At 63.0% G+C, this 24,383-nt stretch carries 21 protein-coding genes, 1 tRNA gene and 1 pseudogene; 13 read left to right on the forward strand and 10 right to left on the reverse strand.

Going from position 1 to position 24,383, the window contains the following annotated elements; all coding sequences use genetic code 11:
* The first annotated feature begins 258 nt into the window (after window positions 1–258).
* From B3M53_RS11945 to murD, 4 genes and pseudogenes are all read left to right on the forward strand, one after another.
* Complete coding sequence (locus B3M53_RS11945; protein ID WP_273020773.1) at window positions 259–1,428, forward strand: CaiB/BaiF CoA transferase family protein; 1,170 nt, start codon at window positions 259–261, stop codon at window positions 1,426–1,428.
* Between the two features lies 1 nt (window position 1,429).
* A pseudogene (locus B3M53_RS11950) lies at window positions 1,430–2,302 on the forward strand (crotonase/enoyl-CoA hydratase family protein).
* Between the two features lie 87 nt (window positions 2,303–2,389).
* Window positions 2,390–3,679 (forward strand): tyrosine--tRNA ligase, encoded by a 1,290-nt coding sequence (tyrS, locus tag B3M53_RS11955; RefSeq protein WP_022699873.1) that lies wholly within the window; start codon window positions 2,390–2,392, stop codon window positions 3,677–3,679.
* Between the two features lie 3 nt (window positions 3,680–3,682).
* Window positions 3,683–5,002 carry a UDP-N-acetylmuramoyl-L-alanine--D-glutamate ligase gene (murD, locus tag B3M53_RS11960; RefSeq protein ID WP_273020774.1) on the forward strand — a complete coding sequence of 440 codons (1,320 nt, stop codon included), beginning with the start codon at window positions 3,683–3,685 and terminating at the stop codon, window positions 5,000–5,002.
* A 61-nt stretch (window positions 5,003–5,063) separates the two neighbouring features.
* On the opposite strand, the gene B3M53_RS11965 is transcribed toward murD, so the two are convergent.
* The 3 genes from B3M53_RS11965 to B3M53_RS11975 are packed head-to-tail and all read right to left on the reverse strand — an operon-like array spanning window position 5,064 to window position 8,778.
* Window positions 5,064–6,407 carry a hypothetical protein gene (locus B3M53_RS11965; protein ID WP_273020776.1) on the reverse strand — a complete coding sequence of 448 codons (1,344 nt, stop codon included), beginning with the start codon at window positions 6,405–6,407 and terminating at the stop codon, window positions 5,064–5,066.
* 50 nt (window positions 6,408–6,457) lie between these two features.
* On the reverse strand, window positions 6,458–7,231 hold the full coding sequence (locus tag B3M53_RS11970; RefSeq protein WP_273020777.1) for a putative hydro-lyase: 774 nt from the start codon (window positions 7,229–7,231) through the stop codon (window positions 6,458–6,460).
* 59 nt (window positions 7,232–7,290) lie between these two features.
* The gene (locus B3M53_RS11975; protein ID WP_273020778.1) at window positions 7,291–8,778 is read right to left on the reverse strand and encodes a LytTR family DNA-binding domain-containing protein; all 1,488 of its coding nucleotides are present in this window, start codon (window positions 8,776–8,778) and stop codon (window positions 7,291–7,293) included.
* A gap of 108 nt (window positions 8,779–8,886) precedes the next feature.
* Between B3M53_RS11975 and B3M53_RS11980 the strand changes: the two genes are divergently transcribed.
* Complete coding sequence (locus B3M53_RS11980; RefSeq protein WP_022699878.1) at window positions 8,887–9,933, forward strand: serine hydrolase domain-containing protein; 1,047 nt, start codon at window positions 8,887–8,889, stop codon at window positions 9,931–9,933.
* Window positions 9,934–10,126: 193 nt separating this feature from the next.
* Here the strand turns inward: B3M53_RS11980 and B3M53_RS11985 are convergent, their stop codons facing one another.
* Window positions 10,127–10,738, reverse strand: coding sequence for a DNA-3-methyladenine glycosylase family protein (locus B3M53_RS11985; RefSeq protein ID WP_160092257.1), 612 nt, complete (start codon window positions 10,736–10,738; stop codon window positions 10,127–10,129).
* A 127-nt stretch (window positions 10,739–10,865) separates the two neighbouring features.
* Between B3M53_RS11985 and B3M53_RS11990 the strand changes: the two genes are divergently transcribed.
* The 3 genes from B3M53_RS11990 to B3M53_RS12000 are packed head-to-tail and all read left to right on the forward strand — an operon-like array spanning window position 10,866 to window position 15,081.
* The gene (locus B3M53_RS11990) at window positions 10,866–12,929 is read left to right on the forward strand and encodes a TonB-dependent siderophore receptor (RefSeq protein ID WP_022699880.1); all 2,064 of its coding nucleotides are present in this window, start codon (window positions 10,866–10,868) and stop codon (window positions 12,927–12,929) included.
* A 17-nt stretch (window positions 12,930–12,946) separates the two neighbouring features.
* Window positions 12,947–13,537, forward strand: a complete 591-nt coding sequence (locus B3M53_RS11995; RefSeq protein ID WP_273020781.1) for a hypothetical protein — start codon at window positions 12,947–12,949, stop codon at window positions 13,535–13,537.
* An 11-nt stretch (window positions 13,538–13,548) separates the two neighbouring features.
* Window positions 13,549–15,081 carry a PepSY-associated TM helix domain-containing protein gene (locus B3M53_RS12000; RefSeq protein WP_273020782.1) on the forward strand — a complete coding sequence of 511 codons (1,533 nt, stop codon included), beginning with the start codon at window positions 13,549–13,551 and terminating at the stop codon, window positions 15,079–15,081.
* On the opposite strand, the gene B3M53_RS12005 is transcribed toward B3M53_RS12000, so the two are convergent.
* Both B3M53_RS12005 and B3M53_RS12010 read right to left on the reverse strand, forming a co-directional pair.
* Window positions 15,078–15,506 (reverse strand): hypothetical protein, encoded by a 429-nt coding sequence (locus B3M53_RS12005; RefSeq protein WP_022699883.1) that lies wholly within the window; start codon window positions 15,504–15,506, stop codon window positions 15,078–15,080. The genes B3M53_RS12000 and B3M53_RS12005 overlap by 4 nt on opposite strands.
* Window positions 15,507–15,583: 77 nt before the next feature.
* Window positions 15,584–16,462, reverse strand: a complete 879-nt coding sequence (locus B3M53_RS12010; RefSeq protein ID WP_160092260.1) for a LysR family transcriptional regulator — start codon at window positions 16,460–16,462, stop codon at window positions 15,584–15,586.
* A 107-nt stretch (window positions 16,463–16,569) separates the two neighbouring features.
* Between B3M53_RS12010 and B3M53_RS12015 the strand changes: the two genes are divergently transcribed.
* A complete protein-coding gene (locus B3M53_RS12015; protein ID WP_160092261.1) occupies window positions 16,570–17,919 on the forward strand; it encodes a DUF1330 domain-containing protein in 1,350 nt (449 codons plus the stop codon).
* Window positions 17,920–18,017: 98 nt separating this feature from the next.
* Here B3M53_RS12015 and B3M53_RS12020 read toward each other — a convergent pair.
* The 3 genes from B3M53_RS12020 to B3M53_RS12030 form a co-directional block, all read right to left on the reverse strand.
* Window positions 18,018–18,106, reverse strand: a tRNA-Leu gene (locus B3M53_RS12020).
* Between the two features lie 96 nt (window positions 18,107–18,202).
* Entirely contained in the window at window positions 18,203–18,823 is a 621-nt protein-coding gene (locus B3M53_RS12025) for an ATP-dependent Clp protease proteolytic subunit (RefSeq protein ID WP_022699910.1), read from the reverse strand.
* A 130-nt stretch (window positions 18,824–18,953) separates the two neighbouring features.
* Window positions 18,954–19,715: a competence/damage-inducible protein A gene (locus B3M53_RS12030; RefSeq protein WP_273020786.1), complete on the reverse strand. Its 762-nt coding sequence runs from the start codon at window positions 19,713–19,715 to the stop codon at window positions 18,954–18,956.
* A gap of 71 nt (window positions 19,716–19,786) precedes the next feature.
* On the opposite strand from B3M53_RS12030, the gene sfsA reads away from it, so the two are divergent.
* From sfsA to map, 4 genes are all read left to right on the forward strand, one after another.
* Window positions 19,787–20,488 (forward strand): DNA/RNA nuclease SfsA, encoded by a 702-nt coding sequence (gene sfsA / locus B3M53_RS12035; protein ID WP_273020788.1) that lies wholly within the window; start codon window positions 19,787–19,789, stop codon window positions 20,486–20,488.
* Complete coding sequence (locus B3M53_RS12040) at window positions 20,485–20,994, forward strand: acyl-CoA thioesterase (protein ID WP_273020789.1); 510 nt, start codon at window positions 20,485–20,487, stop codon at window positions 20,992–20,994. The genes sfsA and B3M53_RS12040 overlap by 4 nt, the downstream gene beginning before the upstream one ends.
* 93 nt (window positions 20,995–21,087) lie before the next feature.
* Window positions 21,088–22,692: a M28 family metallopeptidase gene (locus B3M53_RS12045; protein WP_273020790.1), complete on the forward strand. Its 1,605-nt coding sequence runs from the start codon at window positions 21,088–21,090 to the stop codon at window positions 22,690–22,692.
* A 102-nt stretch (window positions 22,693–22,794) separates the two neighbouring features.
* Complete coding sequence (gene map / locus B3M53_RS12050; RefSeq protein WP_022699915.1) at window positions 22,795–23,619, forward strand: type I methionyl aminopeptidase; 825 nt, start codon at window positions 22,795–22,797, stop codon at window positions 23,617–23,619.
* A gap of 632 nt (window positions 23,620–24,251) precedes the next feature.
* On the opposite strand, the gene B3M53_RS12055 is transcribed toward map, so the two are convergent.
* On the reverse strand, window positions 24,252–24,383 hold a 132-nt coding region (locus tag B3M53_RS12055), incomplete at its 5' end, for a hypothetical protein (RefSeq protein ID WP_286800865.1).

A 24,383-nucleotide genomic window follows, 5' to 3' on the forward strand; every position in this document is an offset into this window, starting at 1 on the left:
ACCGCGCGCGGCAGGCGGCGCTCTTCAAAGACCTCTTCACCGGTCATGCCCGCCCCGGGCAGGAACCAGCTGGCGTCCACAAACACCGGATCTGACTCCGCCAGCGCCTGTATCGCGCTGATTGTCACCGTTTCCCGCATCAAGGCGATTCTCCAGAACTAATCATATTCACCGTACCAGCTTGGCTTGTCCGGGGAAGCGGGCTGCGCCAGTCTCGAACAAACGACGCGAAAAATCGCGCGCTCACGGGAGGAAATCATGACCCTAGCCACACCCCTGGCCGGGCTGACGGTGCTTGACCTGACAACGGTCGTCGCCGGCCCTATCGCCAGCCTGACGCTGACCCAGCAAGGCGCCCATGTGATCAAGGTCGAGCCGCCCGGCGGCGACCTGGTCCGCCGTCTGGGCTTTATCGCCAAGGATGGCTCCAGCTCGACGTTTCAGACGCTGAACCGCGGCAAATCCCTGATCAGCCACGACCTGACCGACGCAGACGCGCAGGCGGCGCTGCAGATCCTCATCCGGCAGGCCGATGTGGTGATGCACAATTACCGCCCGGCTGCAGCGCAAAAGCTCAAGCTCGACGCTCCCACCCTGCGGCGCACGCACCCCGATCTAATCGTGGCGGAAGTCACGGGCTTCGGCCCCTGGGACCCCTTGAGCGATGTGCGCGCCTATGACCCGGTGATCCAGGCGGAAAGCGGGCTGGCCGCCCGCCCCGACAAGCCAGAACCTGAGCTTTACCCGCAATATATCTGCGACAAGGTGGCGGGGCTCTATCTGTGCCAGGCGATCACCAGCGCCCTTGTGGGGCGGGAACGCGACGGCCAGGGCCGCCATGTGGCGGTGTCCATGCTGGAAGCCGCCCTCGCCTTCTCCTGGATGGATGTGCACATGCCGCTGACGCTGAAGGACCCGCTTCAGCCCGGCCCCAACATCGCCAAGGTTTACCGCCCCTGGAAGGCGGCCGATGGCTGGTTCGTCGTCGTGATGCTGTCAGAAAAAGAGTTCGGCGCCTGGTGCGATGCCGTCGGGGCGCCGCAATTGCTCGACGATCCACGCTGCGCCGATATGGCGAGCCGCTTTGCAAACTGGGACTTCATCCGCGAGACCTGCGCGCCGCTGGCCGAAGACCAGCCCGTGGACGCCTTGCTGGAGCGTTTGCGCGCGGCGGGCGTACCCGCCGGCAAGGTGAACAGCTCAGACGATATCCTGACCCATCCCCAGCTCGACGCCAGCGGCTTTATCTATGAAGGCGACGCGGACGGTCCGGGGCCGGTGCGCCTGCCCGGCGCCGCGGCGCGCTTTGACGGCGAGCGTCCCGGTCAGGGCGCGACCTGTTCAGGCCAGCTAGGAGCGGACACACGCATGATCCTTGAAAAAGCAGGCGTCGACGGCGCCTTGATCACCCGACTTTGCGGAGACTGAGATGAGCGAATTTTCCACCCTGCTTTACGAGGTCTAGGGTCGGGTCTGCACGATCACCCTGAACCGTCCTGATCGTTTGAACGCCATCAATGACGCCATGCCGGGCGATATCGCGGGCGCGGTGAAGAAAGCGGAACGCGACCCGGCCGTCCACGTGATCGTGGTCCAGGGCGCGGGCAAGGGCTTTTGCGGCGGCTATGACCTGAAGGACTATGCCGAGCGCGAGGGCGAGCTGCCGGGCAGTCAGGACATGCCCTGGGACCCGATGATCGACTATGCCTTCATGCATCAGAACACGCTCGATTTCATGAGCCTGTGGCGCTGTCACAAGCCCACCATCGCCCGCGTGCACGGCGCCGCGGCGGCGGGCGGGTCCGACATCGCCTTGTGCTGTGATTTCGTGATCATGGCCGAAGACGCCCGCATCGGGTATCCGCCGGCCCGCGTCTGGGGCGTGCCCACGCCGTCCATGTGGGTGTATCGCCTGGGTCCGCAGCAGGCCAAACGCATGATGATGACCGGCGAGCTGATTGACGGCAAAGAAGCCGAGCGCATCGGGCTGGCGCTGGAATGCGTGCCGGAAGCCGATCTTGATGCAGCGGTGGAGCGTCTGGCCGGCCGACTTCAGGGCGTGCCCAAGAACCAGCTGATGATGACCAAAATGGTGGTCAATCAGGCCTATGAGACCATGGGGCTGTCCAACACCCAGATGCTGGCGACCGTGTTTGACGGCGTCTCGCGCCATTCGCCTGAAGGCATGTGGTTCCGTCAACGCGCCCAGGAGGTCGGCTTCAAACAAGCCGTGGCCGAGCGCGACAGCGGCGATCCCATCGCAGCTGACGTGGAGAAGACTCCCTATGACCGGATGGAGTGACACAGCTGTGCGCCATCACGGCGTTGCAAGACGGGGTGGGGACGGCTAAGCCGAAGGCTTGACTGTTCCTACCGCCAAGAGAGCCTCATGAGCGTTCGCCTCGCCGATCCCAAAGCCACGCCCTTCCTCGCCGATATGGAAGCCCGCGGCCTTCTCAACCAGAAGACGCCCGAGCTGACTGACGCTTATATCGCCGAGCACAAACCGGCAATGTATGTGGGCTTTGACCCGAGCGCGCCGAGCCTGCATGCGGGCAATCTGATGCCGCTTCTGGGCATGGACCGCTATCGCCAGCGCGGCGGACAGGTCGTGGTGCTGCTGGGCGGCGCCACGGGGCTGATCGGCGATCCGTCGGGCAAGGACGCCGAACGCAATCTGCAGACTGAAGACATCGTGCAGGCCAATATCGAAGGCCAGCGCAAGCAGTTTGAACGTCTGTTCGCGCTGACTGACGGGCCGGAGCCGATTTACGTCAACAACGCCGACTGGTGGCGGAAGATGGACGTGATCAGCTTCTTGCGTGATGTGGGCAAGCATTTCTCGGTCAACGCCATGCTGACCAAGGATTCGGTGCGCAACCGCATCGAAAACCGCGATCAGGGCATCTCCTTCACCGAGTTTTCCTACCAGCTCCTGCAGGGCTATGACTTCGTGCACCTGCACCGCGCCCATAATGTCCAGATCCAGATGGGCGGCTCGGACCAATGGGGCAATATCGTGGGCGGCGTGGATCTGGTGCGGCGCATCGAGGGCCAGCACGCCCATGCCGTCACCTATCCGCTGCTGACCAATTCGGAAGGCAAGAAATACGGCAAGTCGGAAAAAGGCGCGGTCTGGATCGATCCGGAGCTGACGAGCCCTTACGAGTTCTACCAGTTCTGGCTGAACAGCGCCGACGCGGACGCCCCGAAATTCCTCAGCTGGCTGACCGACATTGATCTCAGCCAGCTTGCAGAGCTGAGTGAGGCCGAGCCACATCTGCGCCTGCCTCAGAAAGCCCTCGCCGAGCTTCTGACAGCGCGCGTGCATGGTCAGAAGGCCGCCGATCTGGCGATTGAAGCCTCCACCGTGATCTTCAAGGGCAAGTCCGACAATCTCAGCGCCGAGCTGATCGACATGATCGCCCGCGCCGTGCCGACGCTGGACGCCAGCGGCGGCGACGCGCTGCCGCTCATTGACGCGCTCGTCGCTGAAGACCTGGGCGCCGCCGCGTCCAAGAGCGAAGCGCGGCGCCTTCTCAAGCAGAACTCGGTGTCGCTGAACGGCGTAAAAGTTCAGGACGAAAACTCAGATCTGCGCGAGCATCGCACTGGCGCCGGCGCCGTGGTGATGAGCGTGGGCAAGGCCAAACGCTTCCTCATTCGTTTTTCCGGATAATCCATGACCCCGCTGTCAGAGTTCGACGCCATTTTCATCTGGGGCTTCGGCAAGGAAGGGCGCGCCGCGCTCGACCATGTGCGCGAACGCGCGCCTGACGCCGCGCAGTATGTGATTGACTCACATGAGCCCGAAGACTTGCCCGAAGGCGTCGAGTACGTCGGTCAGGATGATCTGGCGCGCGCCATCACCCTGGCGGGGCAATCGCTGATCGTGAAATCACCGGGGGTGTCGCTGTATGATGCGCGCCTGGCAGAGGCGATGGACCTGGGCGCCGAGCTGACCAGCCAGACCAATCTGTGGTTCGCGTCCAAGCCTGAGCATCAGACCGTGATCGGGGTGACGGGCACCAAGGGCAAATCCACGACCGCGAGCCTGCTGCATCACATGCTCAAAAGCCTCGGCGTCAACGTCGTGCTGGCGGGCAATATCGGCGAGCCGGTGATCAACACGCCAGACGACGCCGAGATCGTGGTGGTCGAGCTGTCGAGCTATCAGATCGCCGACCTTGTTCATGCGCCGGACTGGTTTGTGTTCTTGAACCTTCTCAATGATCACGCGCCCTGGCATCGCGGGGTGGAGCAATACCGCCGCGACAAGGCCCGGCTCGCCATGCTGGACCCCAATGCGCGCGGCGTCATGAGCGCCAAGGATGCGCGCCTGACCTCGCTGTTCGTGCATCGTCCGAACACCCTCTGGTATGACCAGTCTGAAGGCTTTCACGCCCCCGACGGCGTCATTCATTATGGGGCTGAGGCCTGGGGCCGTATCCCCGCGCTTCCCGGCGCCCATAACGCCGCGAACGCCTGCGCCGCGCTGGCGGTGATCGAGGGCTTGGGGCTCGATGCGTACGACGCGTTCGGCAGCCTTGCGAGCTTCAAGGGCCTGCCCCACCGGCTTGAAACCGTACACAGCCTCAATGGAGTCGACTTCATCGACGACACGCTGTGCACAACGCCCCAGTCCTGTCTGCTGGCGCTGGAGGCGTTCCCGGACCGCCCGGTCAGCCTGATCCTCGGGGGTGAAGACCGCGAACAGGATTATGCGCCGCTGGCCGAGGGGCTCAAAAACGAGACCCGGATCAAGGCCATCATCACCATCCCAGAGAACGGGCCCAGCATTGCTGACGCCCTGAAATCTGGTCCACACGCAAATATAACGGCTTACGAGCCAGACTTTGAGCTGGCCGTGAAACGTGCCTATGAGGCCTTGCCCGAAGGCGGGATCGTGATGATGAGTCCGGCGGCGCCAAGGGGCGCAGCCTTTACCTATTTCGGCGCTCGCGGCGACGCCTTCGCGCAAGCCGCGAAGAAGCTAGGATAAAACCCGCTCACTGATTCAATTCAAGGTTTCGGCTTCCGCGACGCCAACTTCATGCAGAAGATCAGCTTGCGGCCATAAGTTCGGCGACCGGCGCCGGCATGCGATGCTCGGAGCGGGCGTCCAGCGCCTCAGCCCAGGCCTGCTGCAGGTCTTCAGGCGCCCACTGACTGAAGAGTTCAGGCTCAATCGCCTGAATTAGCAGCGCTTTCGCCCAGTCCGCATCGGTCAGTAGATGGCTGATCGCGGCCGCCACCTCGCGTCGCTCCCCGACGCACTCCCACGGCTTGGCGTCGGTCAAACCGGCGATCTCACGCAGGAAGTCGAGGTTCTCGGGGTTGTGCAAAGGCTTGGACTGGAAAACCTGCTCATGGCGTTCAACCGACAGGAACGGCGCGAGCAAGACGGCCGTGTAGACGCATTTCGCGCACGCCCCGCACCAGCGCTTGCCCTTGGGCAGGGCGTTCGGACCCGCAAACACAAAGTTGCGATTACAGCTGGCGAAAATGTCCAGCGCCGCCTCTCCCGCCGTCGCCAGATAATGCGCCGTCCACAATTCGCTGACCGGCCGCAGGATCGAGAAATAGGTCACCGGCGCATTGATCGCGGTGAAGGCGGCGCGCAGCGCATCTTCAAATTCAAGCGATTTGGAGAATTGGTGATTCACCGGATGGCCATTGCTCTCCATGGTCGGCTCACTGGCGGCGCGCTCATTGGCGAACACCACCCAATCAAGCCCTTTGGCCGCCGCATAAAGCGCCATCAGGCATGAATTGACGCCCGTGATGGGGATATGGCCGTTCAGCGCCCGGCCCGAACGGCCCAGCTCGATCAGGCGCGGATCGATCCGGCGCCGGATCAGCGTGACCGGCGCCTCACTCATCACCACAAGGCGTTCACCTACGCTTTCAGACAGGATGAGCGACACCCGCTCGACGTCTGCGCCGGACGCCTTGATCAGGCTGGCGGCCACATGGCTGTCCTTGCCGCCGCCAAACGCCACCGCGGCGCGCACATCTTCGGTCTTGATCACAGGGGTTCGAAGCTGCGCCATGCGCGGCTCGGCCTTGATCGTAAAATCAGGCGGATAGGGCAGATCATTGCGCACATAGAACTCGCCCAACCCCGGCCCATAGGCCAGCTCGACCAAGCGCCGCTCAGCGTCGCTCAGCGCGAAATCGGGCTCGATCAACTTGGCCGGCGCCGCCTTGTAATAGCTGGTCCCGATCAAAATGGCGGCCATCCGCACAAGCCCGGCAAGGACTGAGCGATCCAGCCGGTCAAACCGGGCCTCGTCGGGGAAAATCACCGTTTCAGTAAAGGCGCCAAGGCCGGGAACGTCATATTCGAAGGCGAACCCGTTCTGCCCGTCCAGGCGTCGCGGAAAACAAAGGCGGAAAGAAGACATCAGGGCTCACGACAGTCAAAGCTGGGCCGACCCTAGCGGGCCTTGCGCGCTTACACCACCGCGTCGCGCTGCGCGGTGATGATCATATGGCCCGGCTTGTGAAAGATCGCCAGCTCAGGCTTGGCGTCCAGCACAACAGCCTGCGGCGTCACCCCGCAGGCCCAGAACACCGGCACATCCCCGTCTTCCAGCACAGGAGGGTCGCCAAAATCAGGCGTCATGATGTCGGCGATGCCGATCTCGGCAGGATCGCCCACATGCACCGGGCCGCCATGACTGCCCGGAAAACGCCCGGTCAACTCGCTTACCCGCTCCACCAGCTCTGGCGGATATCCGCGCATGGAGACGACCATTCCGCCCGAAAACGGCCCCACCGGCGTACAAGCGATACTGGTGCGGTACATCGGCACGTTCGTGCCCGCTGCGATATGGCGCACCGGCAAGCCTTCGGCCAGCAAGGCGTGCTCGAAAGTGAATGAACACCCCAGCAGAAGCGCCACCAGGTCTTCCCGCCAGAGCTCCGTCAGATCCGTGCGTTCTTCGGCGTATTCTCCGTCTCGGAAGACCTCATAACGCGGCGCGTCCGTACGCACATCCACATCCAGCTTGGGGATCAACGGCTCGCCCGGCTCGCTCATGCCCAGAAGCGGGCAGGGTTTGGGATTGAGCTGGGTGAAGAGCAGAAAGTCATAGGCCTGCTTCACCGGCAGGATCACCAGATTGGCCTGAGCATAGCCGGCGCAAAGCCCGGTCGTGGGCTGATCAAATGCGCCCGAACGCACGGCGTCCAGATGGGCTTGGCGGAGCTGGGAGTGGTCTGTCATGGCGAAGTCCTTGATCTGGCGACAGTTCACGTCAGATCATCGCGTCACGCAAGACATGATTAACGCGATAATGCATCACGCACCGCGTCAACCCGCGATCGACCGACAGGCGCCTCGGCGCCCCCTAAGAGACTGAGCCCATACCGGCTTCCCGGACGGGTCAATAACGCGTCGACCTTGCTCATATTGACCGCATAAGACCGATGAACCCGCAACAGGGCCTCACCCGCCTCGTCCAGCACCGCCGCCAGGCCACGCTGATCCAGCAGCCAGCCGCCCGAGCAGCGATGCACCTCAGTGTAATTGCCCGCCGCCTTCAGATAGAGCACGTCATCGAGCGCCACACGGTGCATCTTGCCCGTCGACTGCACAGTCAGGGCGGTCTGGTTTGTAGTCTCCAGGGACTCAGCCGCAGGCGATAGCAGGTCCGGCGCCCGCATCATCCAGATCCCGAAGGCGATGGCGGTGATCGCGTAAACGCCCAGATCGATGAAACGTCCAGGCGCGGCCAGATTAACGACCAAGAGCGCCAGGAAGACCCCCGTCATGGCCAACGCGCTCCGGTCTTTGCGCACGCCCGCGATCAGGGTCCAGACCAGACCCCCGATCAGCACACACATGGTGAGCAGGATGATCTTGCCGTCATAGCCGTCATACAAAAGCACGCCGAGCAGAGCGCAAACTGTGGTGATGCCGATGGCGGCCCGGCTCCACACCCGGCCCAACGCCCAGCGCTGAACCAGAAAACCCAGAAGTCCCGCCGATGCGCCCGCCATTCCCAACAAAATCACCACCTGTCGCGGCTGATGCCAGTCATAGGGGTAATTCACATAAGCGCGCGACATCTCAGCCAGCGCTGCGATCACGAGCGCGGCCAATCCGCCTGCCAGCCAGAACACCGTTCTATCATCACGGTCGAGCCCCAGCCGGAACAGGCTGATCGCCAGCACGGCCAGCACGCCCGCCAGCCCCAAGGTCGGCGCGTAATCACGCAAGGACCGTCTGGCGTCGGGCCGAAACGGCGTCACAGCCAAAGTTTGCACGATCACGGCGGGCGCATACCCGGCGCGCGTGCTGGAGAGGACCAGCCTGACTTCATTGTCGCTTGGACGGATCAGATCCCGCGGCAAGGCGATCAGGCTATCGATCGGCCCGGCGCGCTCGGGCGCCGCCTCACTCAAGGGGCGGCCCTTGGCGCCGATCAGCTGACCATTGAAATAGGCTTCAGCGGAAAACGGGCCGGACAGGGCCAGCGCCATCGGCGTATCTGACGCCAGTGCGGCGTCCGGCACACGCCAGCGCACTTGCAAGACGCCGGCGCCAGGGTCGGCCTGCCAGAACGCTTGCTCGCGCCAGAGCGCCGGGTCATCGGCTTCAGGGGAGACGATCAGAGTCTCAACACGATCCGCCCGCCAGATCGGCGCATTCGAAGTCGGCCAGGGCGCCAGCAGAACCAGCGCGCAGAGCATAGCCGCCAGCCCCGCTTCCCAAGGACGCAAGAGCTGTCCGGCCCGCGCCAGAGCGGCTTTGAGCTGTTCACCCTGCATATGAGCCGTTCGTCCTTTTGAGCTTTTCTGCACTCGAAACCGCCAGCACAGGAAGGGTGTTGGCGGTCAACGCCTCTCCCCACGCAAACGACAACAAGGACGTTTCCAATGCAAACCTTTATTGCCGCCCTCGGCGCCGCCGCGCTGGTTTCAACCTCCGCCCTGGCGCAAAGCCAAAACGAAACCGCGCAGGCCATCTTTGATCAATTCGCGCAAGCGTATCCCGCGCTCAACGTGACTGTCATGGTCGAGGGCGAGATCGCCTTTGAAGCCGAAGGCGGCATGATGCGCAGCGCGCAGGACGGCGTTACGACCGATTACAATGTCTACTCGACGGCCAAGCTTCTGACCGGGCTCGCTTTCGCCCGACTGGAGGCGCATCAGGGTCTGGACCTGGACCAGTCGGTGCGCGCCATCGACCCCTCCCTGCCCGCCACCTATCAGGACGTGACATTGCGCCAGCTGCTCAGCCACACGGCCGGCGTGCGCGGCTATACGGGCGATGACGACTGGATCGCCTTCAGTGATCGCCGCTGCGCTCTGCCGTCAGACGCGCTGGGACATTTCATCAATGATCCGCTGATCCATGAGCCCGGATCCCAGCATGAATACACCACCTATGGCTTTGTGCTGCTGAGCCATCTTCTGGTGGAACTGACCGGCGCTGACAGCTTTGACGCCGCCATGAGCGCCGTACTGGGCGAGACTTATACCGCTCAAGCTGACTCAGACAGCGCCGACAAGGCGACGCCGTATTTTGACGCCGGCGAAGGTCTGGCGCCCATGCCGCTCTCGGCGGAGTGCAAGTTCGGCGGCGGCGGCCTGATCGCCTCCAGCCGGGACATGGCGCAGATGGGCGCGGCCCTGGCGGACGGCTCCTTGTTGAACGCTGAAGAGATCCATGCCGCCTTCATGCCCATCCAGACGAGTGCAGGCGAAACCGTCAGCTATGTCTATGGCATGGAAGCCGGATTTGAACCCAGCATCGGCCTGCACTACGCCGCGCATTCTGGCGGCAGCCCGGGCGGCCGGAGCTTCCTGATGGTGTATGTGGAGCCGCAAGTGGTGGTCGCCACTTCGGCGAATGCGGACGGCGCAAACCATTATCCCTTGGCGCTGGCGCTGGCGGATCTGTATGCGGGGTATAGCCAGTAGACAGGTCATCGGGCGCCCGGACTGCTCCGGGCGCCCGATCCAGACGGAGACCGAAGACGTCGCTGCAGGCCGACCATAACCGGTCCGCCGTCCATGCGATCCTCAATCAGACCCGAGTCTCACGGCGCTGATCAGGGATCAGCACCAGATCAAGAACGCGCCACAAATGGTTTGGTTCTCACTTTTCCCGATTTCAGGTGTCAGGCGGCGCGTCCGCATGCCGCCACATATACCGCGCCAGAAAAGACCGGTAGGGCGCGAACCGCGCCGCGGTGCGCACGGTCTTGCGGCGTTTGCTGGTCAGCTTTTCCAGCGTCTTGCGGGCGGTCACATCGCCATCGGGCCAGATGTCCGGTTCGCCGAAATAAAAGATGTTGGCCATGTCCGCCGTCCAGCGCCCCACGCCCCAGATTTCCACCAGACGATCAGAGCGCGCCTGAGGACTCATGGCCTGCAAGGGCTCTGTGTCCAGCCACCCCTCCCGCCGGGCGTCCGCGATGGCGATCAGGGTCTTCACCTTCGCCCCCGACAAGCCACAGCCGCGTAAATCCGCGTGCCGGTCAGGATGAAACGCATCGAGCAATTGGTCAGGATGTTCGCTGAGACTCTGAACCCGAGACCAGATCGACGCCGCCGCCTTCACGCTCAATTGCTGGCCCGCCACAGAACGACAGAGCGAAACCGGGAACGGGGTTTGCGGCGGGGTCCAGGGCTCAAGCGCGCCTTGACGCTCAATCGCCTGAAAAAGCTCGGGGCTCAGCGCTTCCGCCGCTGACAGGGAATGGTCATGGATGTCGTACGTCATGGCGCCATCCAGCCCCGGCTCCGCTCTCCCGTCAAATAACTTATTCCTGCAATTCATTCTCATCTGCTGTTGATAGTGAAAATGATTCGCATTAGTGAAAAAGCAGATTTGAGAATGGGGATCCCCGATGACTTTGCGTACTACTCTGCTTGGCGCATGCGCCTGCCTCGCCCTCACCCCGGCTGCGCTCGCCCAGTCCGAGGCCGACCAGCGCGAAACCGACGACGTGATCGTCGTCACTGGTTCGCTCGGCGCGTTCGGCGCGATGAAATCCAGCGCCCCGATCCTTGAGACCGCCCGCTCTGTGTCTGTGGTCACCGCTGAGGACTTTCTGGCGCGGGGCGCGCTGACGCTTGATGACTCGCTGAACTACACAGCCGGGGTCGTCGGCGACACATTCGGCTTCTCCACGCGCGGCGACTTCTTCCAGGTCCGCGGTCTGGACGTGCCCGAGTATCGCGACAACCTGCAGGCCCTGTTTGGCAACTACAACAACACCCGCCCGCACCTCTACACGGTGGATCAGGTCGAAGTGCTCAAGGGCCCGGCCTCGGTTCTCTATGGCCAAGGCTCTCCGGGCGGGATTGTGAACCTCGCCTCAAAGGTAGCGGGTCCGGATCTCGGTCAGGAAGTCGTGCTGAGCTATGGCACCCATGATCGCTTGGAAATCGCTGGTGATTTCAGCGCCACGCTGATCGAGGACACGCTCTATGCCCGTTTTGTCGGCGTGGCGCGCGATTCCGACACCCAGGTCGATTACGTGAATGATGACGCCATCTCGCTGGCGCCGTCCCTGACCTGGACCCCAGGCGAGAACACCGAGATCAATCTGCTGGTCAATTATGACGAGCGTGACGGCGATACGGCGCACCAGTTCCTGCCCCTGACCGGGACTTTGTACCCGGGGCCAAACGGTGAGCACATGTCCAGTTCCGTCTATCATGGCGAGCCGGGCTTTAACCGTTATGACACGGAATCCACCTCCATCACCGTAATCGCCAGCCACCAGCTGAACGAGATTTTCACGCTGGAAGGCACGGCGCGCTGGCGTGATTCCTCATCCGAGTATTCCCAGAGCTGGCTGGCCTTCGCCGGCGCGGGCGTGCCGCGGCTCAACGCCGACGGCAATGGCGTGCGCTCCTGGTATGACAATCCGGCCTCGTCCGAACAGCTCGCGTTTGATGCGCGCGTCCGTGCTGATTTCATGACCGGCGCCTTGGAGCACGAAGTGCTTGCAGGCGTGAACTATCAGGATGTGGAGCTGACCTCCTCGCGCGCCTTCTTGCGTCAGGGCGTCCTGAACGCTTTCAACCCGGTGTACGGCAATGGCGTCCCGTCCATGGCGGAGCTTGACGCGGTGCGCGGCACGACCGAGAGCGAAAGCGAATACTGGGGCTTTTACGCCCATGACCAGATCAGCTGGAACAACTGGATCGCCAATTTCGGCGTGCGTGTGGACGACGTCTCCAACAGCAATAACGGCGTGTCTCAGGATGTCGACGCCACCACGATTGCTGCAGGACTGCTATATGCCTTCGACAACGGTCTGTCGCCCTATGTCAGCTATGCTGAATCCTTCGAGCCTCAGCTGGGTGTGGACAATGTCACCGGCGCTGCGCTGAAGCCGGAAGAGGGCGAACAGTTCGAGCTGGGCGTGAAGTACCAGCCGGCCGGTTCGCGCAGCTATGTGACCCTGGCCTATTTCGACATCACCCAGTCCAACCTGCCCAATCCGCAAGGCCTGCCCAATGCGCCCTCCCAGCAAGAGGGCGAAGCGAGCATCACCGGGTTTGAGATTGAAGGCGTCACTGTCGTCGAGCTGCCTGTTGGTGATCTCAAGCTCAATGCTTCAGCGTCCTGGCTGGACGCGGAAGACCCTAACGGCCAGCCCTTCTCTTCCATTCCTGAAGAACAGGCGTCGATCTGGGGCGAGTTCTCGCCCACAGCAATGCAAGACCTGCGACTGGGCGTAGGCGTCCGTTATCTGGGTGACAATGAAAGCGGCTCGATCACAACCGACGGCTACACGGTCGCCGACATGATGGTGGGCTATGACTTTGAAAACTGGAGCGCGATGTTGAACGTGCGCAACCTGTTTGATGAAGAGTATTACGCCACCTGTCTGGCGCGGGGCGACTGCTTCCCCGGCGAGGAACGCACCGTCAATCTTCGCGTCGCCCGACGCTTCTAGGATCAGGTGCTGAGATCGTGGCGACCTCTTCGATTGCAGCACTGATCGCCGGACTGGCGCTGGGTCTTTTCGGCCTGGCGCTGGTTCGGCTGTCCTGGATCCGGCGTCAGGGTTCGCACAGCCGCCTGATGATGGCGGGGTGGGGCCTGATGATCGCATCCGCCTGGCCGTTCGTGTTCGCCCTGGGGCCAGACCTGGGCGTCACCGCGGCTTTCATCGCGCCCATGCTGGGCGCGATGAGCATTATGTCACAAGGGATGAGCCGGCCTGTCTCCGCTCCCGCTCTCAAAGCTGTCCCGGTTTCAACCGGCGACCGCTCCCGCTGGATGGCGAGCTTGCGCACCCTGTCCGTCGCCGCGCTGGCGGGACCTGTCTCGCTGGGCGTGACTCTGATCGCCAGCATCGCTCTGTTCCGTCTGACCCAGACTTTGAACTGGGCCACGCCCGACAGCCTGTTCGCCACCTTGGTGTTCGCGCCCCTGGGCTGGGCGGGATTGGCTGTGATCTGCGCGCTGGAAGCCCCCCTGCGCTGGCGCACCGCCGCCCTGGTCGGCCTCGCTCTCGTCTGCGCGCTCATCGCGCTTTTTCTTTCGCCCCCGGTTTCGTGAGGTCCTGACTTATGGCCGCTTCCTCTCGCCCCTCTGTCTGGCCCGACCTCTCCGCCAAGCTCGTCGCCCGCATGCTCTCCGCCCATGCCGGGATCGGCGTGGTGCTGGGCGCTTTGCTCTATATCGTCTCCCTGAGCGGGGTTATGGTGGTGTTTCACGCCGAGTTCGCCCGCTGGGAGCAGCCTCACATCACCGAAGTCAGCGCCGCATCGCCAGAGCTGGCCGCCCGTTCGGCGCAAACCCTGCTCGATCATGCGAGCGCGGCCGGCGAGACGCCGGACCGCATCTCGGTCTTCCTGCCCACCCCGGATTCCCCGCGACTGGCGGGCGGGTATGGCGACACCTACTGGTTCATTGATGAGAGCGCGGCTTTGGGCGAGACGATCGACCACGGCTTTTCCGAATTTCTGATCGACCTGCATTACTATCTGCATCTGCCCTCCACGCTGGGCCTGATCGTGGTGGGGCTTTTGGGCGTGATGATGCTGGCGCTGGTCGTGTCGGGGTTCCTCGCTCACCCGCGCGTCTTCAGGGATGCGTTTCGCAGTCACAAGCCAGGCAATGGGCAGCTGAGCCTGGCGGACCGCCATAACCGGCTGTCGGTCTGGGGCGCGCCCTTTCACATCATGATCCCGCTGACCGGCGCCGCTTTGGGGCTCGCCACCATCGTGGCGCTGACCCTGGCCCAGACCCAGCCAGGCATGAACGTCAATGAGATGTTTGATACCGTATTCGGCCCCGGCGCCGAGGAGACCGCCGAAGCCGGTCCCCTGCCCGACATCGCCCAGGCGCTGCGCGTGGTGGAGACCGACTTCGCCGACGCCGGCCTGACACCCTGGATCGTGCAGATCGAAAACCCCGGACAGGACGGGCAGACCTTGCAAATCCTGACCGCCGCCAATCAGCGGCTGATCTTCGGCGAATACCTGCAATTCTCCCCGGACGGCGCGTTCATCAGCAAGACCGGGCTGGATGACGGCGCATTTGGTCAACAGGCCACGGCGTCCGTCTACAACCTGCATTTCGGAAACTGGGGCGGCGTGCCCGTCAAGCTGATCTATGTGGCGCTGGGCCTCGCGCTGTGCGTGGTCTGCGTCAGCGGCGTCCAGCTCTGGCTTTACAAGCGCGCCCGCAAAAAAGGCCCGCAGCCGCGTCTGGAACGCAGCTGGATCGCACTGGTCTGGGGGCCGCCGGCCCTGACCGGTCTCGTGCTGGCGCTCGACCGGGTGCTGGGCCTCGCAGACGCGGCGATGCCTGCGGTCTTCTGGATCGGCTTGCTGATCATCACCGGGCTCAGCATGTTCACGCCGTCAACCGCGATGCTGTCTCGCGGTCTGAAACTGTCGGGCTCGGCGCTGATTCTCATTGGCGCGGGTGCGCATTTCCTGGCCTATGGCGTGTCCGGCTATCAAAGCCCGGCAGCCTGGGGCGTATTCGCAGGCTTGATGATCAGCGCCCTGGCGCTAGGCGTGAACGCCTTGACGGCCTCAACGCCTCTTCGCGCGCCAAAGCCCGCACCCGCTGACCCGCAGGTTCAAGCCTAAACCAAGACGACATTGCGCCCTTTACCGGGGATGGGGTCCATCACAGATGGCGGACAGTTCAGCCAGGCGGTCATCTGCCCCCAGCGCTGAAAGCCGCGCGCTGCGAATTCACGGTCCCTGAGAAGTTTGACCATCAGCGCCGCTTTCTTGCAGTTACGCGGACCGGTGATGTAGGCGATCTGGGTTGTGAGCGGGATGTGCAAGCTGACGCTCAAGGCCAGCTCGCTGTACTCAAACGGATGCTGGCGGATCGTCGCGGCGCGATAATCCACGATCAGACCCTGAACAGGTATCTCCCGGAAGCGCTCGCCCAAGCGGCGTATGCCGGGCACGGACTGGTCAATCGTCATGTTGGCGCCAACCGCCAGATACCAGATCCTCGGACGCTCACAGATCAATTCACTGGCGTAAATCAAACGGCTCATGCCAAGAATTCTGCGGCACATATTTTAATAACTTCTGAGCATGTCGCGCGTCTGAATCCCCGGGCGCCGGGCCGCCGTCAGCCCCGGCAGCGGTCTGTTTCCCCTCGCTCGATCAAGGCTCTGGAACGCATCAGAGCTTCTGTGACAAGCCCCATCACCGCCTTGATCCGCGGCGCATCGCGAAGATCGGGATGGGTGAGCACCCACAAATCTTCCCAAGGCTCCACTTTTGAGCCCGGAATGCGGATCAATCGCTCATCTGACTCTGCGATATAGCAAGCCCCCCGGATCATGCCCTGCCCGCGCGCGGCCGCCTCGTGCAGCATATCGATATCATCAATCACATAGCCGACCGGCGCTTCTGGGCATGGGGAGCGCTCGATCCATTGCGCCGGCGTGCGCCGCACGAGCCAGCGCCGGTCAGGCGGGGCCACCTGGTCGAAATAATCCCGGGCGCAGTAATGGCCCAGCGCATAGGGAAACAGCCGTCGCCCCACCAGATGCTCATCCGGCGCAGATGCGCCGCGAATGACGATGTCCGCATCAGACCGGTCTAGATCCGCATAGGCGTACGAGCATTTCAATGTCAGCGAAATATCAGGATTGGCTTGTGCAAAGGCGGTCAGCTCTTCAAGCAAGACCACCCGTGCGATGGCGTGTGGCAAGGACACCGTCACCGGCCCCGCCATGTCTGGCGACACCGCGCGAAGGCGTCGCTCGCCCTCCAGACAGGCCGCCTCCATCCGGATCGCCGCTTCCAGCACAGGCGCCCCCAGTGCTGTCACCTGATAGCGACCGGATATCCGTTCAAAGACCGCTCCGCCCACGCGCCGGGTCAGGTCCGCCAGACGCCGCGACACGGTGGCATGGTTCACGCCCAACGCCGCGCCGGCCTGTCTTATCCCCCCGGTACGCGCCAGAGCCAGCACCAGCCTGAAATCATCCCAGTTCGTCATTTTCGCCCCTTCTGGTGCATTAACGCACCAAGAGGGGCGAGAGACAATCCACAGAAGACCGGCCTGTCAGTGATAGATGGTGCGAAAATCAACCATTGAGAGCTCCCATGCGTTTCTTACTCCACTTGACCTCCAGCGCTCTGCTTGGACTAGCGACACCCCCGGCCCTGGCCGAAACCGGACTGCTGATCCTCAGCCCACAGCCCATCACCCTACCCCTTGAGACCCCGGCGGCCCTGGATGCCCTTGGGTGCTTGGTCTGGCGTCATGGCCGGGTGGGCGCATCCCGCGGTGAGCTGTCGCTTGGCGACGCCACCCATTTTGCTCTCACGAGCTGTGAGACTGATCAGACCACGACCGCCGAAGGGCGCGCTGCGCTGCGCTTCAGTCTCGCCCTGCCCGAGAGCGCCGTTCTTATTGAAGGCGCATATCGGAACAAGGAAGCGCACCCCGCCTCCATGACCGAAACAGCAGAGCGGTATTACGTCCTGAAAATCAGCCGCTTCAACAATACCGATGTGGGTGCGCGTCAGGCCGAACATGCCGCCTTCATGGCGACCGCAGCCGAGCGCCCCCATGCCTTCTCCATTGCGGCGACGATCGATGTGGACTGGGCGACGGGCATGCCCACGCCGGACACGGTGGAGGTGTTTTACTATCGCGACTATGCCGAAAGCCGCGCCTTCGTCACAGGGAATGACGACATCATCACAGCGTCCGATGCGTTTAACGCCGCCCATTTCGACGCATATGTGTATTTCGCCGGTCTGACGCCCGACGCGCGCGCGCCACAAACCCGGCTGGAGGCCGGCTCGGTGCTCAGCTACACGCTCGCCGCGCCTTCAGAAACAGGCGTGCAGGCGCGCAACGGCTTCGCCCAGTTTGACGCCATGGCCGCCGCACAGCGGGCTTCCGGGCCGCGCTTTGATGTGCGCAGCACCATTTTGGGGGATTTTGAACCGGAGAGCGTGCAGATGCATGTCTGGCCCTCTCAACAAGCGGCCGACGCGTATGAGACCTATGAACGCCGCCCCCTGCTGGAGAGCTTTGCATCTCAAGGCTGGACGGAGCGTCGGGTTTACAGCGCCGTTCTGGAAGATGACCTCGACCTGACGCTCGATCCCGACAAGTTTTACACGCTGGCGATGGCCTGGTTTGACCCGGAAAATCCGACCGATTATGCGCGCTATCTCGATATGGTCGCCGGGGACCTCGCCGCCGTCGGCGGGCGGTTTGTCTACAAGATGTACGATCCCGACGCCCATCTGACCGGTGAGACGCTGGACGCGCCCAACCAGATCACCCTGGCCGAATGGGACAGCATTGAAAGCCTGCGCGCCTTGCGCAGCCTGCCCCAATATCAAGCCGCCGCCCCCTATCTCGACAGCGGCACGCGATTTTTCGAGTTCTACAGCCTCACCCTCACCCCGCCCTTACAAGGCGTCACCGCGCCCTAGCGCCTCCCCACACCCGAGCCGCAGGCTCGCAAGGGCGAACGCCCGCCCGCAGCGAAGCGAGGAGCGAAAGCCCGAACGGGCTTGAGCATCAGGAAAAATGGTGCGGGCGGCCGGACTTGAACCGGCACGGGCGTTACCGCCCAACGGATTTTAAGTCCGGTGCGTCTACCAATTCCGCCACGCCCGCATGCGCGCCTTAATCAGACACTGTGTCTTCTGAATACGAAACGGGCCGGACTTTTCCAAGTCCGGCCCGCTGTCATTGCGCAGAAGGATGAAATCTCTAGCGTTTGATCTCATCCTGGCTGGTGATGATCTTGCCGCACAGGCCGTAATCCACCGCTTCCTTGGCTGACAGCCAGAAATCACGATCGGTGTCTTTCTCGATCTGGGCGAGCGACTGTCCCGTGGCGTCGGCGAAGATCTGGTTCAACCGCTCGCGCATGGAGCGCATCTCGCGGACCTGGATCTCGATATCGGACGCCATGCCGCCGGCGCCGCCGGACGGTTGGTGCAGCAAGAAGCGGGTGTTGGGCAGCGCATACCGGTCTTCTTTGGCGGCGCCGACAAAGATCAGCGCGCCGGCGCTGGCGACCCAGCCCGAGCCGAGCACGATCACGCGCGGTTTGATGAATTTCATCGTGTCGTGGATCATGTCGCCTGATTCCACATGGCCGCCCGGCGAGGAGATGACCATCAGGATCGGGTCGTCAGACTTGGCCGCCAGCGCGAAGAGCTGGGCGCAAACCTCACGCGCGGTTTTGTCCGAGATTCCCCCGGTGATCAGGATGGTGCGGCTTTCAAAAAGCGCCTTGCCCACATAATCAGGGGTTTTCGGCGCGTCCTTGTCTTCGCCGTCTTCGTCGTCATTGCGGATGATCGGGTCGGTATAGCCGTAAGACATCGGCGGCGGTCCTCAAAAAAGGCTTGAGGCCCTGAACACTCAGGGCCGGTAAGGCGGGTTCAGGCCAAAACGTAAGATGGCCTGCGCGGGACGGCAAGCATGGCCTCCAGCACGTTAAGGCGCGGTTGCTTTAAGAGGCGCGTTTCCAAAGCGCCTGCAGCGCGCTTTCAACGGTCTTGAGCACGGCTTCATCCGTGCCGCGCGCGACCAGCGCCACGCCGCGGGTGATGGAGCCGTCCTCGGCCTCCTTGAACCAGGGGTAAGAGCCCAGCGACACAGAGGGATAGTCAGCCTGCATCTGGCCCAGCGCTTCAGCGAGATCACCCTCGCGGGCGTTTTCCAGCCTGACGGTCACCGAATGGGTCACCTTGCCCCGCGTCAGGCGCGGGGCGATGTCTTCGAGCATGCCGCGGGCGATTTTCGGCACGCCGGCCAGAACAAAGACATTCTCGATCTGAAAGCCCGGCGCGCCGGTCACAGGGTTCTCCACCAGAACCGCGCCCTCGGGGATGCGCGCCATGCGAAGGCGCGCGGGCGTGATCTCGGTTTTCGTCTTGGCGTACCAGTGCTCGAGGATTTCGCGCGCATCGTCGCGCACATCAATCGAGCGACCAAACGCAGCGGCGACGGCGTCTGCGGTGATATCGTCATGGGTCGGGCCGATGCCGCCCGTGGTGAAGACATAGTCACAGCGGGCCGATAACGCCTTCACCGCCTCCACGATGGCGTCCTGATCATCGGACACGATCCGCACTTCTTTCAAGCCGATGCCGAGCGGCGCCAGAAACTCGGCGATCTGCTGCACATTGATGTCGCGGGTGCGGCCTGACAGGATTTCATCGCCGATCACCACAATGCCGGCGCTGACGGCGTCCGGGTTCGCTTCAGTCATGACCGCCCCTCTCTTGCGTCGCTGATGGGGGAGACTATGGTCCCGCCCTTCCCGCTCTCCAAGGTCTTGTGATGCGATTTCCCGCCCCGCTCCATCCCGGCGTCCTGCTCAAACGCTATAAGCGCTTCCTGGCGGATGTAGAGCTTGAGACCGGCGAGACCGTGACCGCGCACTGCCCCAATCCCGGATCGATGCTGGGCCTGAAGGAGCCGGGCAGCCGATGCTGGCTCAGCCATACCGATGATCCCAAGCGCAAACTCAAATACACGCTGGAAGTTCTGGAAGCGGACAATACGCTGGTCGGCATCAACACCAATCGCCCCAACCGGCTGGCCGAAGACGCGATCCGCGCGAGCGCCATTCCCGCCCTGTCCGGCTATGACGCTGTGCGGCGCGAAGTGAAATACGGCGCCAATTCACGCATCGACCTGCTGCTGGAAAGTGCAGACCGACCGACCTGTTATGTGGAAGTAAAGAACTGCCATCTGCGGCGCACGCCCGGCCTGACTGAATTTCCAGACAGCGTCACCAGCCGCGGCGCCAAGCATCTGGGCGAGTTGAGCGAGATGGTGCGTCAGGGCCATCGCGCCGTGCAGCTCTTTGTCGTCCAGCGCAATGATTGTGATGTGTTGGCGCCGGCGGGAGATCTCGATCCGGTCTATGCGCAAGCCTTGCGTGACGCCTCGGCTGCGGGCGTGGAAGTCATCGCCTGGGCGTGCGAGATCACGCTGGAGGCTATCGAAATCGTGCGTGAAATCGAGGTGAAGCTGTGAGCGAGCAGAGCGTGTTGAACCCGGCAGACGCAGGCTGGGACCTGCCCCGCCCCTTCATCCTGCCGGTCACGGTCCGGGCGGAGGATATCGACGCCTTCGATCACGCCAACAACTCGGTCTATCTGCGCTGGGCCGATCAGAACGCCTGGGCGCACTGGGCGGCGGACGGCTTTCAGCCCGAAGACTGCCGGGCTGAGGATCGCGGCATGGCGATCATGCGCACCGAAGCCGATTATCTGGGCCATTGCCGGCTGGGCGACGACATCGCCTGCGCGGTCTGGATCGCCCGATCTGACGGCAAATTACGGGCGGAACGCTGGTATCAGTATCGCCGCGTATCAGACGGAGAGACGGTGTTTCGCGCTGTGACACGGCTGGTCTGCTTTCAGCTTTCAACCGGTCGCCCGGCCCGTATGAGCCCGTCTTTCGCGCGCCATTACGCCAAACCGGCCGCCGATCTCAGCGCCGCCGCAGATGCGCTGGACGCCCGGCTGAAACGCGGCTGATGTCGGCGCCGGCTGCGCATTACAGACCGGAAAGTTTTTCAAGCCGTCACACGCGCCTATAGTCCGCCCCAATGTGATTAAGGGGAGACTATCATGCGATTGACACTCGCTGCTGCGGCCAGCGCCCTGGTGCTGACCGCCTGCGCCAGCGTTCCGGCGCCCGAAACCGCCCAACCTGAAACGATGGCGCCCGCTGTCAATGCGTCTTCGATTGAAGCGCATATCCGGTTTCTGGCCGATGACCTTCTGGAAGGCCGCGAGGCCGGAGAGCGCGGCTATGATATCGCCGCCGCCTATATGGAAAGCCAGTTTCGCCTGATCGGGCTGGAGCCAGGCGGCATGGAGGGCTATCGCGCCGAAGTGCCGCTGCAGGTGATGTCCGCCAATCAGGACGAAGCCAGCTTCATTCTCGATGGCGAAGCGCTCACCCCCGGCCAAGACTTCTTCGTCTCCCCGCACGCAGTGCTGGACGACGCCGCCATTGAAGCGGAAGCGGTGTTTGTCGGCTTTGGTCTCGACACGCCGCAATTGGGCTATGACGATTACGAAGGTCTGGATGTGACCGGCAAGATCGTCGTGGTTCTGGCCGGCACGCCCGGCGAGCTGGCCTCTGACGTCAGCGCACACCTGAACTCGTCGCGCACCAAGGCGCGCTTCGCCGCCGACAATGGCGCCATCGGCATGGTCCAGATCGCGCCTGAGGGCCTCACCCGACGGACCTTTGCCCGCATGGCGCCCTATGCCGCCGGAGAAAGCATGACCACGGAAGCGGCGTCCGCAGCGTCAGAGCTGCAGGTCCGCGCGACGATTTCCGACGCCGTCGCCGCGCGCCTGTTCGAGCTGGCCGGCCAGGACTTCGCCGCCATGCTTGAAAGCGCCGGCAATGGCGAAGCGCCGGTCGGTTTCGCAATGAACCAGACGCTCAGCCTGTCCGCTGTGACCGAACGCGAAATGGTCTATTCCGACAATGTGGTGGGCGTGCTGCCGGGCTCGGACCCGATGCTGGCGGATGAGCCGGTGATCGTGACCGCGCACCTGGACCATATCGGCATCTGCCGTCTGGAAGAGGATGTGGACCGCATCTGTAACGGCGCGCTCGACAACGCTTCGGGCTCGGCGATCATGATCGAGACCGCCCGCGCTCTGGCCGAAGGCGAGCGTCAGCGCCGCCCGGTGGTCTTTATCGGCCTGACGGCTGAAGAAAAAGGCCTTCTGGGCTCAGCCCATATCGCCGCCAACATCACCCCGGCCATGGACGGCATGGTGGCCAACATCAATCTGGACATGCCGGTGATCCGGTATGAGTTCAACGACCTGATCGGCTTTGGCGCGGAGCATTCCAGCCTGGGTCCGGTCGCGGACGCCGCCGCTCGCACCGTGGGCGCCAGCATTTCCGAAGATCCCCTGCCCCAGCAGGCGCTCTTTGTCCGTTCGGATCACTATAACTTCGTCCGCCAGGGCGTGCCGTCGCTGTTCCTGATGACGGGCTTCTCAAGCCCCAATCCGGATGATGACGAAGGTCAGGGCTTCCTGAACTTCCTGGGCGGTGATTATCACGCGCCCGGCGATGAGACCGATAACGGCGTGATGTTTGATCAGGGCGCCAAATTCGCCAACATCAATCTCGCCATAATCGAGGCGATCGCCAACAGCGATGAGACCCCGCACTGGAACGAAGACAGCTTCTTCGCCCAGTAAGGCGATCACGAACTGCGACTGAATGCGCGCCCGGACCCAAGGACATGTTCCATCACGGTCCGGGCGTGGTTATATAGGGGTCAGGTAAAGACAGGATAAGACGTGACTGACACCGGCTTGGACCTCGACGTCGCACCAACACGCGACGGGCACATCAAACGCCACACGCCCGAGGACTTTGAGGGCATGCGCAAGGCGGGCCAGTTATCGGCCCGGGCGCTGGACATGCTGGTGGAGTATGTAAAACCCGGCGTCACCACGCAGCAACTCGATGATCTGGTGCGCGAGTTCTATCTCGACCATGGCGCGGCCCCCGCGACGATCTTTTATCGCGGTTACACCAAATCGAGCTGCACCTCGATCAATCATGTGGTCTGTCACGGCATCCCCAATAACAAACCGCTGCGCGACGGCGATATCGTCAATATCGACGTCACCTGCATGCTCGACGGCTGGCATGGCGACACCTCGCGCATGTTTGGCGTCGGCGAGGTCAAGCGCAAGGCGGCCCGTCTTGTGGAAGTGACCTATGAAGCGATGATGCGCGGCATCGAGCAGGTGAAACCCGGCAATCATTTCGGTGATATCGGCGCCGCCATTCAGGAATACGCCGAAGCCCAGCGCTATTCCGTCGTGCGCGATTTCTGCGGCCATGGCCTGGGCCGACTGTTTCATGACGCGCCGAATGTTCTGCATTTTGGCGAATACGGCACAGGCCCGGTGATCGAAGAAGGCATGTTCTTCACCATCGAACCCATGCTCAATATCGGCAAGCCGGGCGTCAAAATCCTCAATGACGGCTGGACGGCGGTGACCCGCGACAAATCTCTGTCCGCCCAGTTCGAGCATTCCATCGGCGTGACCAAGGACGGGGCCGAGCTCTTCACCAAATCCCCCGCCGGACTGGATCAGCCGCCCTGCGGCTAGACGCCCTGCTGCGACGCGGGCTTATCCGGTCAGTGACGATAGAGATTGATTACCCGGGCGAGCGTCAGCGAAGACCCGGGACCTCTGTCCGCGACAAGCGCCCTATCCTGATGGAGGCCCCGGCTCTGCGCTCCGCTGGGCCGGGGTTTCAGTTTGGGGATAGCCGCAAACTTATCCGCCCCCTCCCAAAGCTGAGCCATACTCTCAGTCGTTCCTTCCATGACGGGCGGCCGGCGCGTTCAGGCTGGGAGGGGCGAGATGTCCCGAGGACAGAGGGTTTAACGCACGCTCTGGCCGAAAAGGCGGATCATCACCGAGCGGTCCAGGACAGCGGCGTCTGATGAGGCGGCGACTGCACCGGCGGCGCGACAGCGCAGAAGTCTCCGCGCGGTGATCCCGACAAAACATCTCCAGCGCGGGAGCCGGGTTGGCTTCCAAGACTTATCGTTCACCTCTGACGGCCCGCTCCCGCGCGACCCGTCTTATGGCTCACCCTTGCGTTTGCGCGCGGGGCTATTTGTGCTTCCCCTCTCCTCTCTTTCCCGGCGAAGGCCGGGAAAGAGAAAAACGTTGCCCAAACAAAAAACCCCGGCGCGAGGCCGGGGTTTAAAATCGTCAGAACCTGACGAGGCTTAGACCGTCACGCCTTTCAAACGCGCCTTGGCTTTCTCGGCGCCGATCAGGGGCAGGATCTCGGCCATTTCCGGGCCGCGCTCCTGACCGGTCAGGGCCATGCGCAGCGGCTTGAACAGCGCTTTACCCTT

Origin of the sequence: Oceanicaulis sp. UBA2681 (assembly GCF_002354675.1) — a bacterium.
Classification (GTDB): domain Bacteria; phylum Pseudomonadota; class Alphaproteobacteria; order Caulobacterales; family Maricaulaceae; genus Oceanicaulis; species Oceanicaulis alexandrii.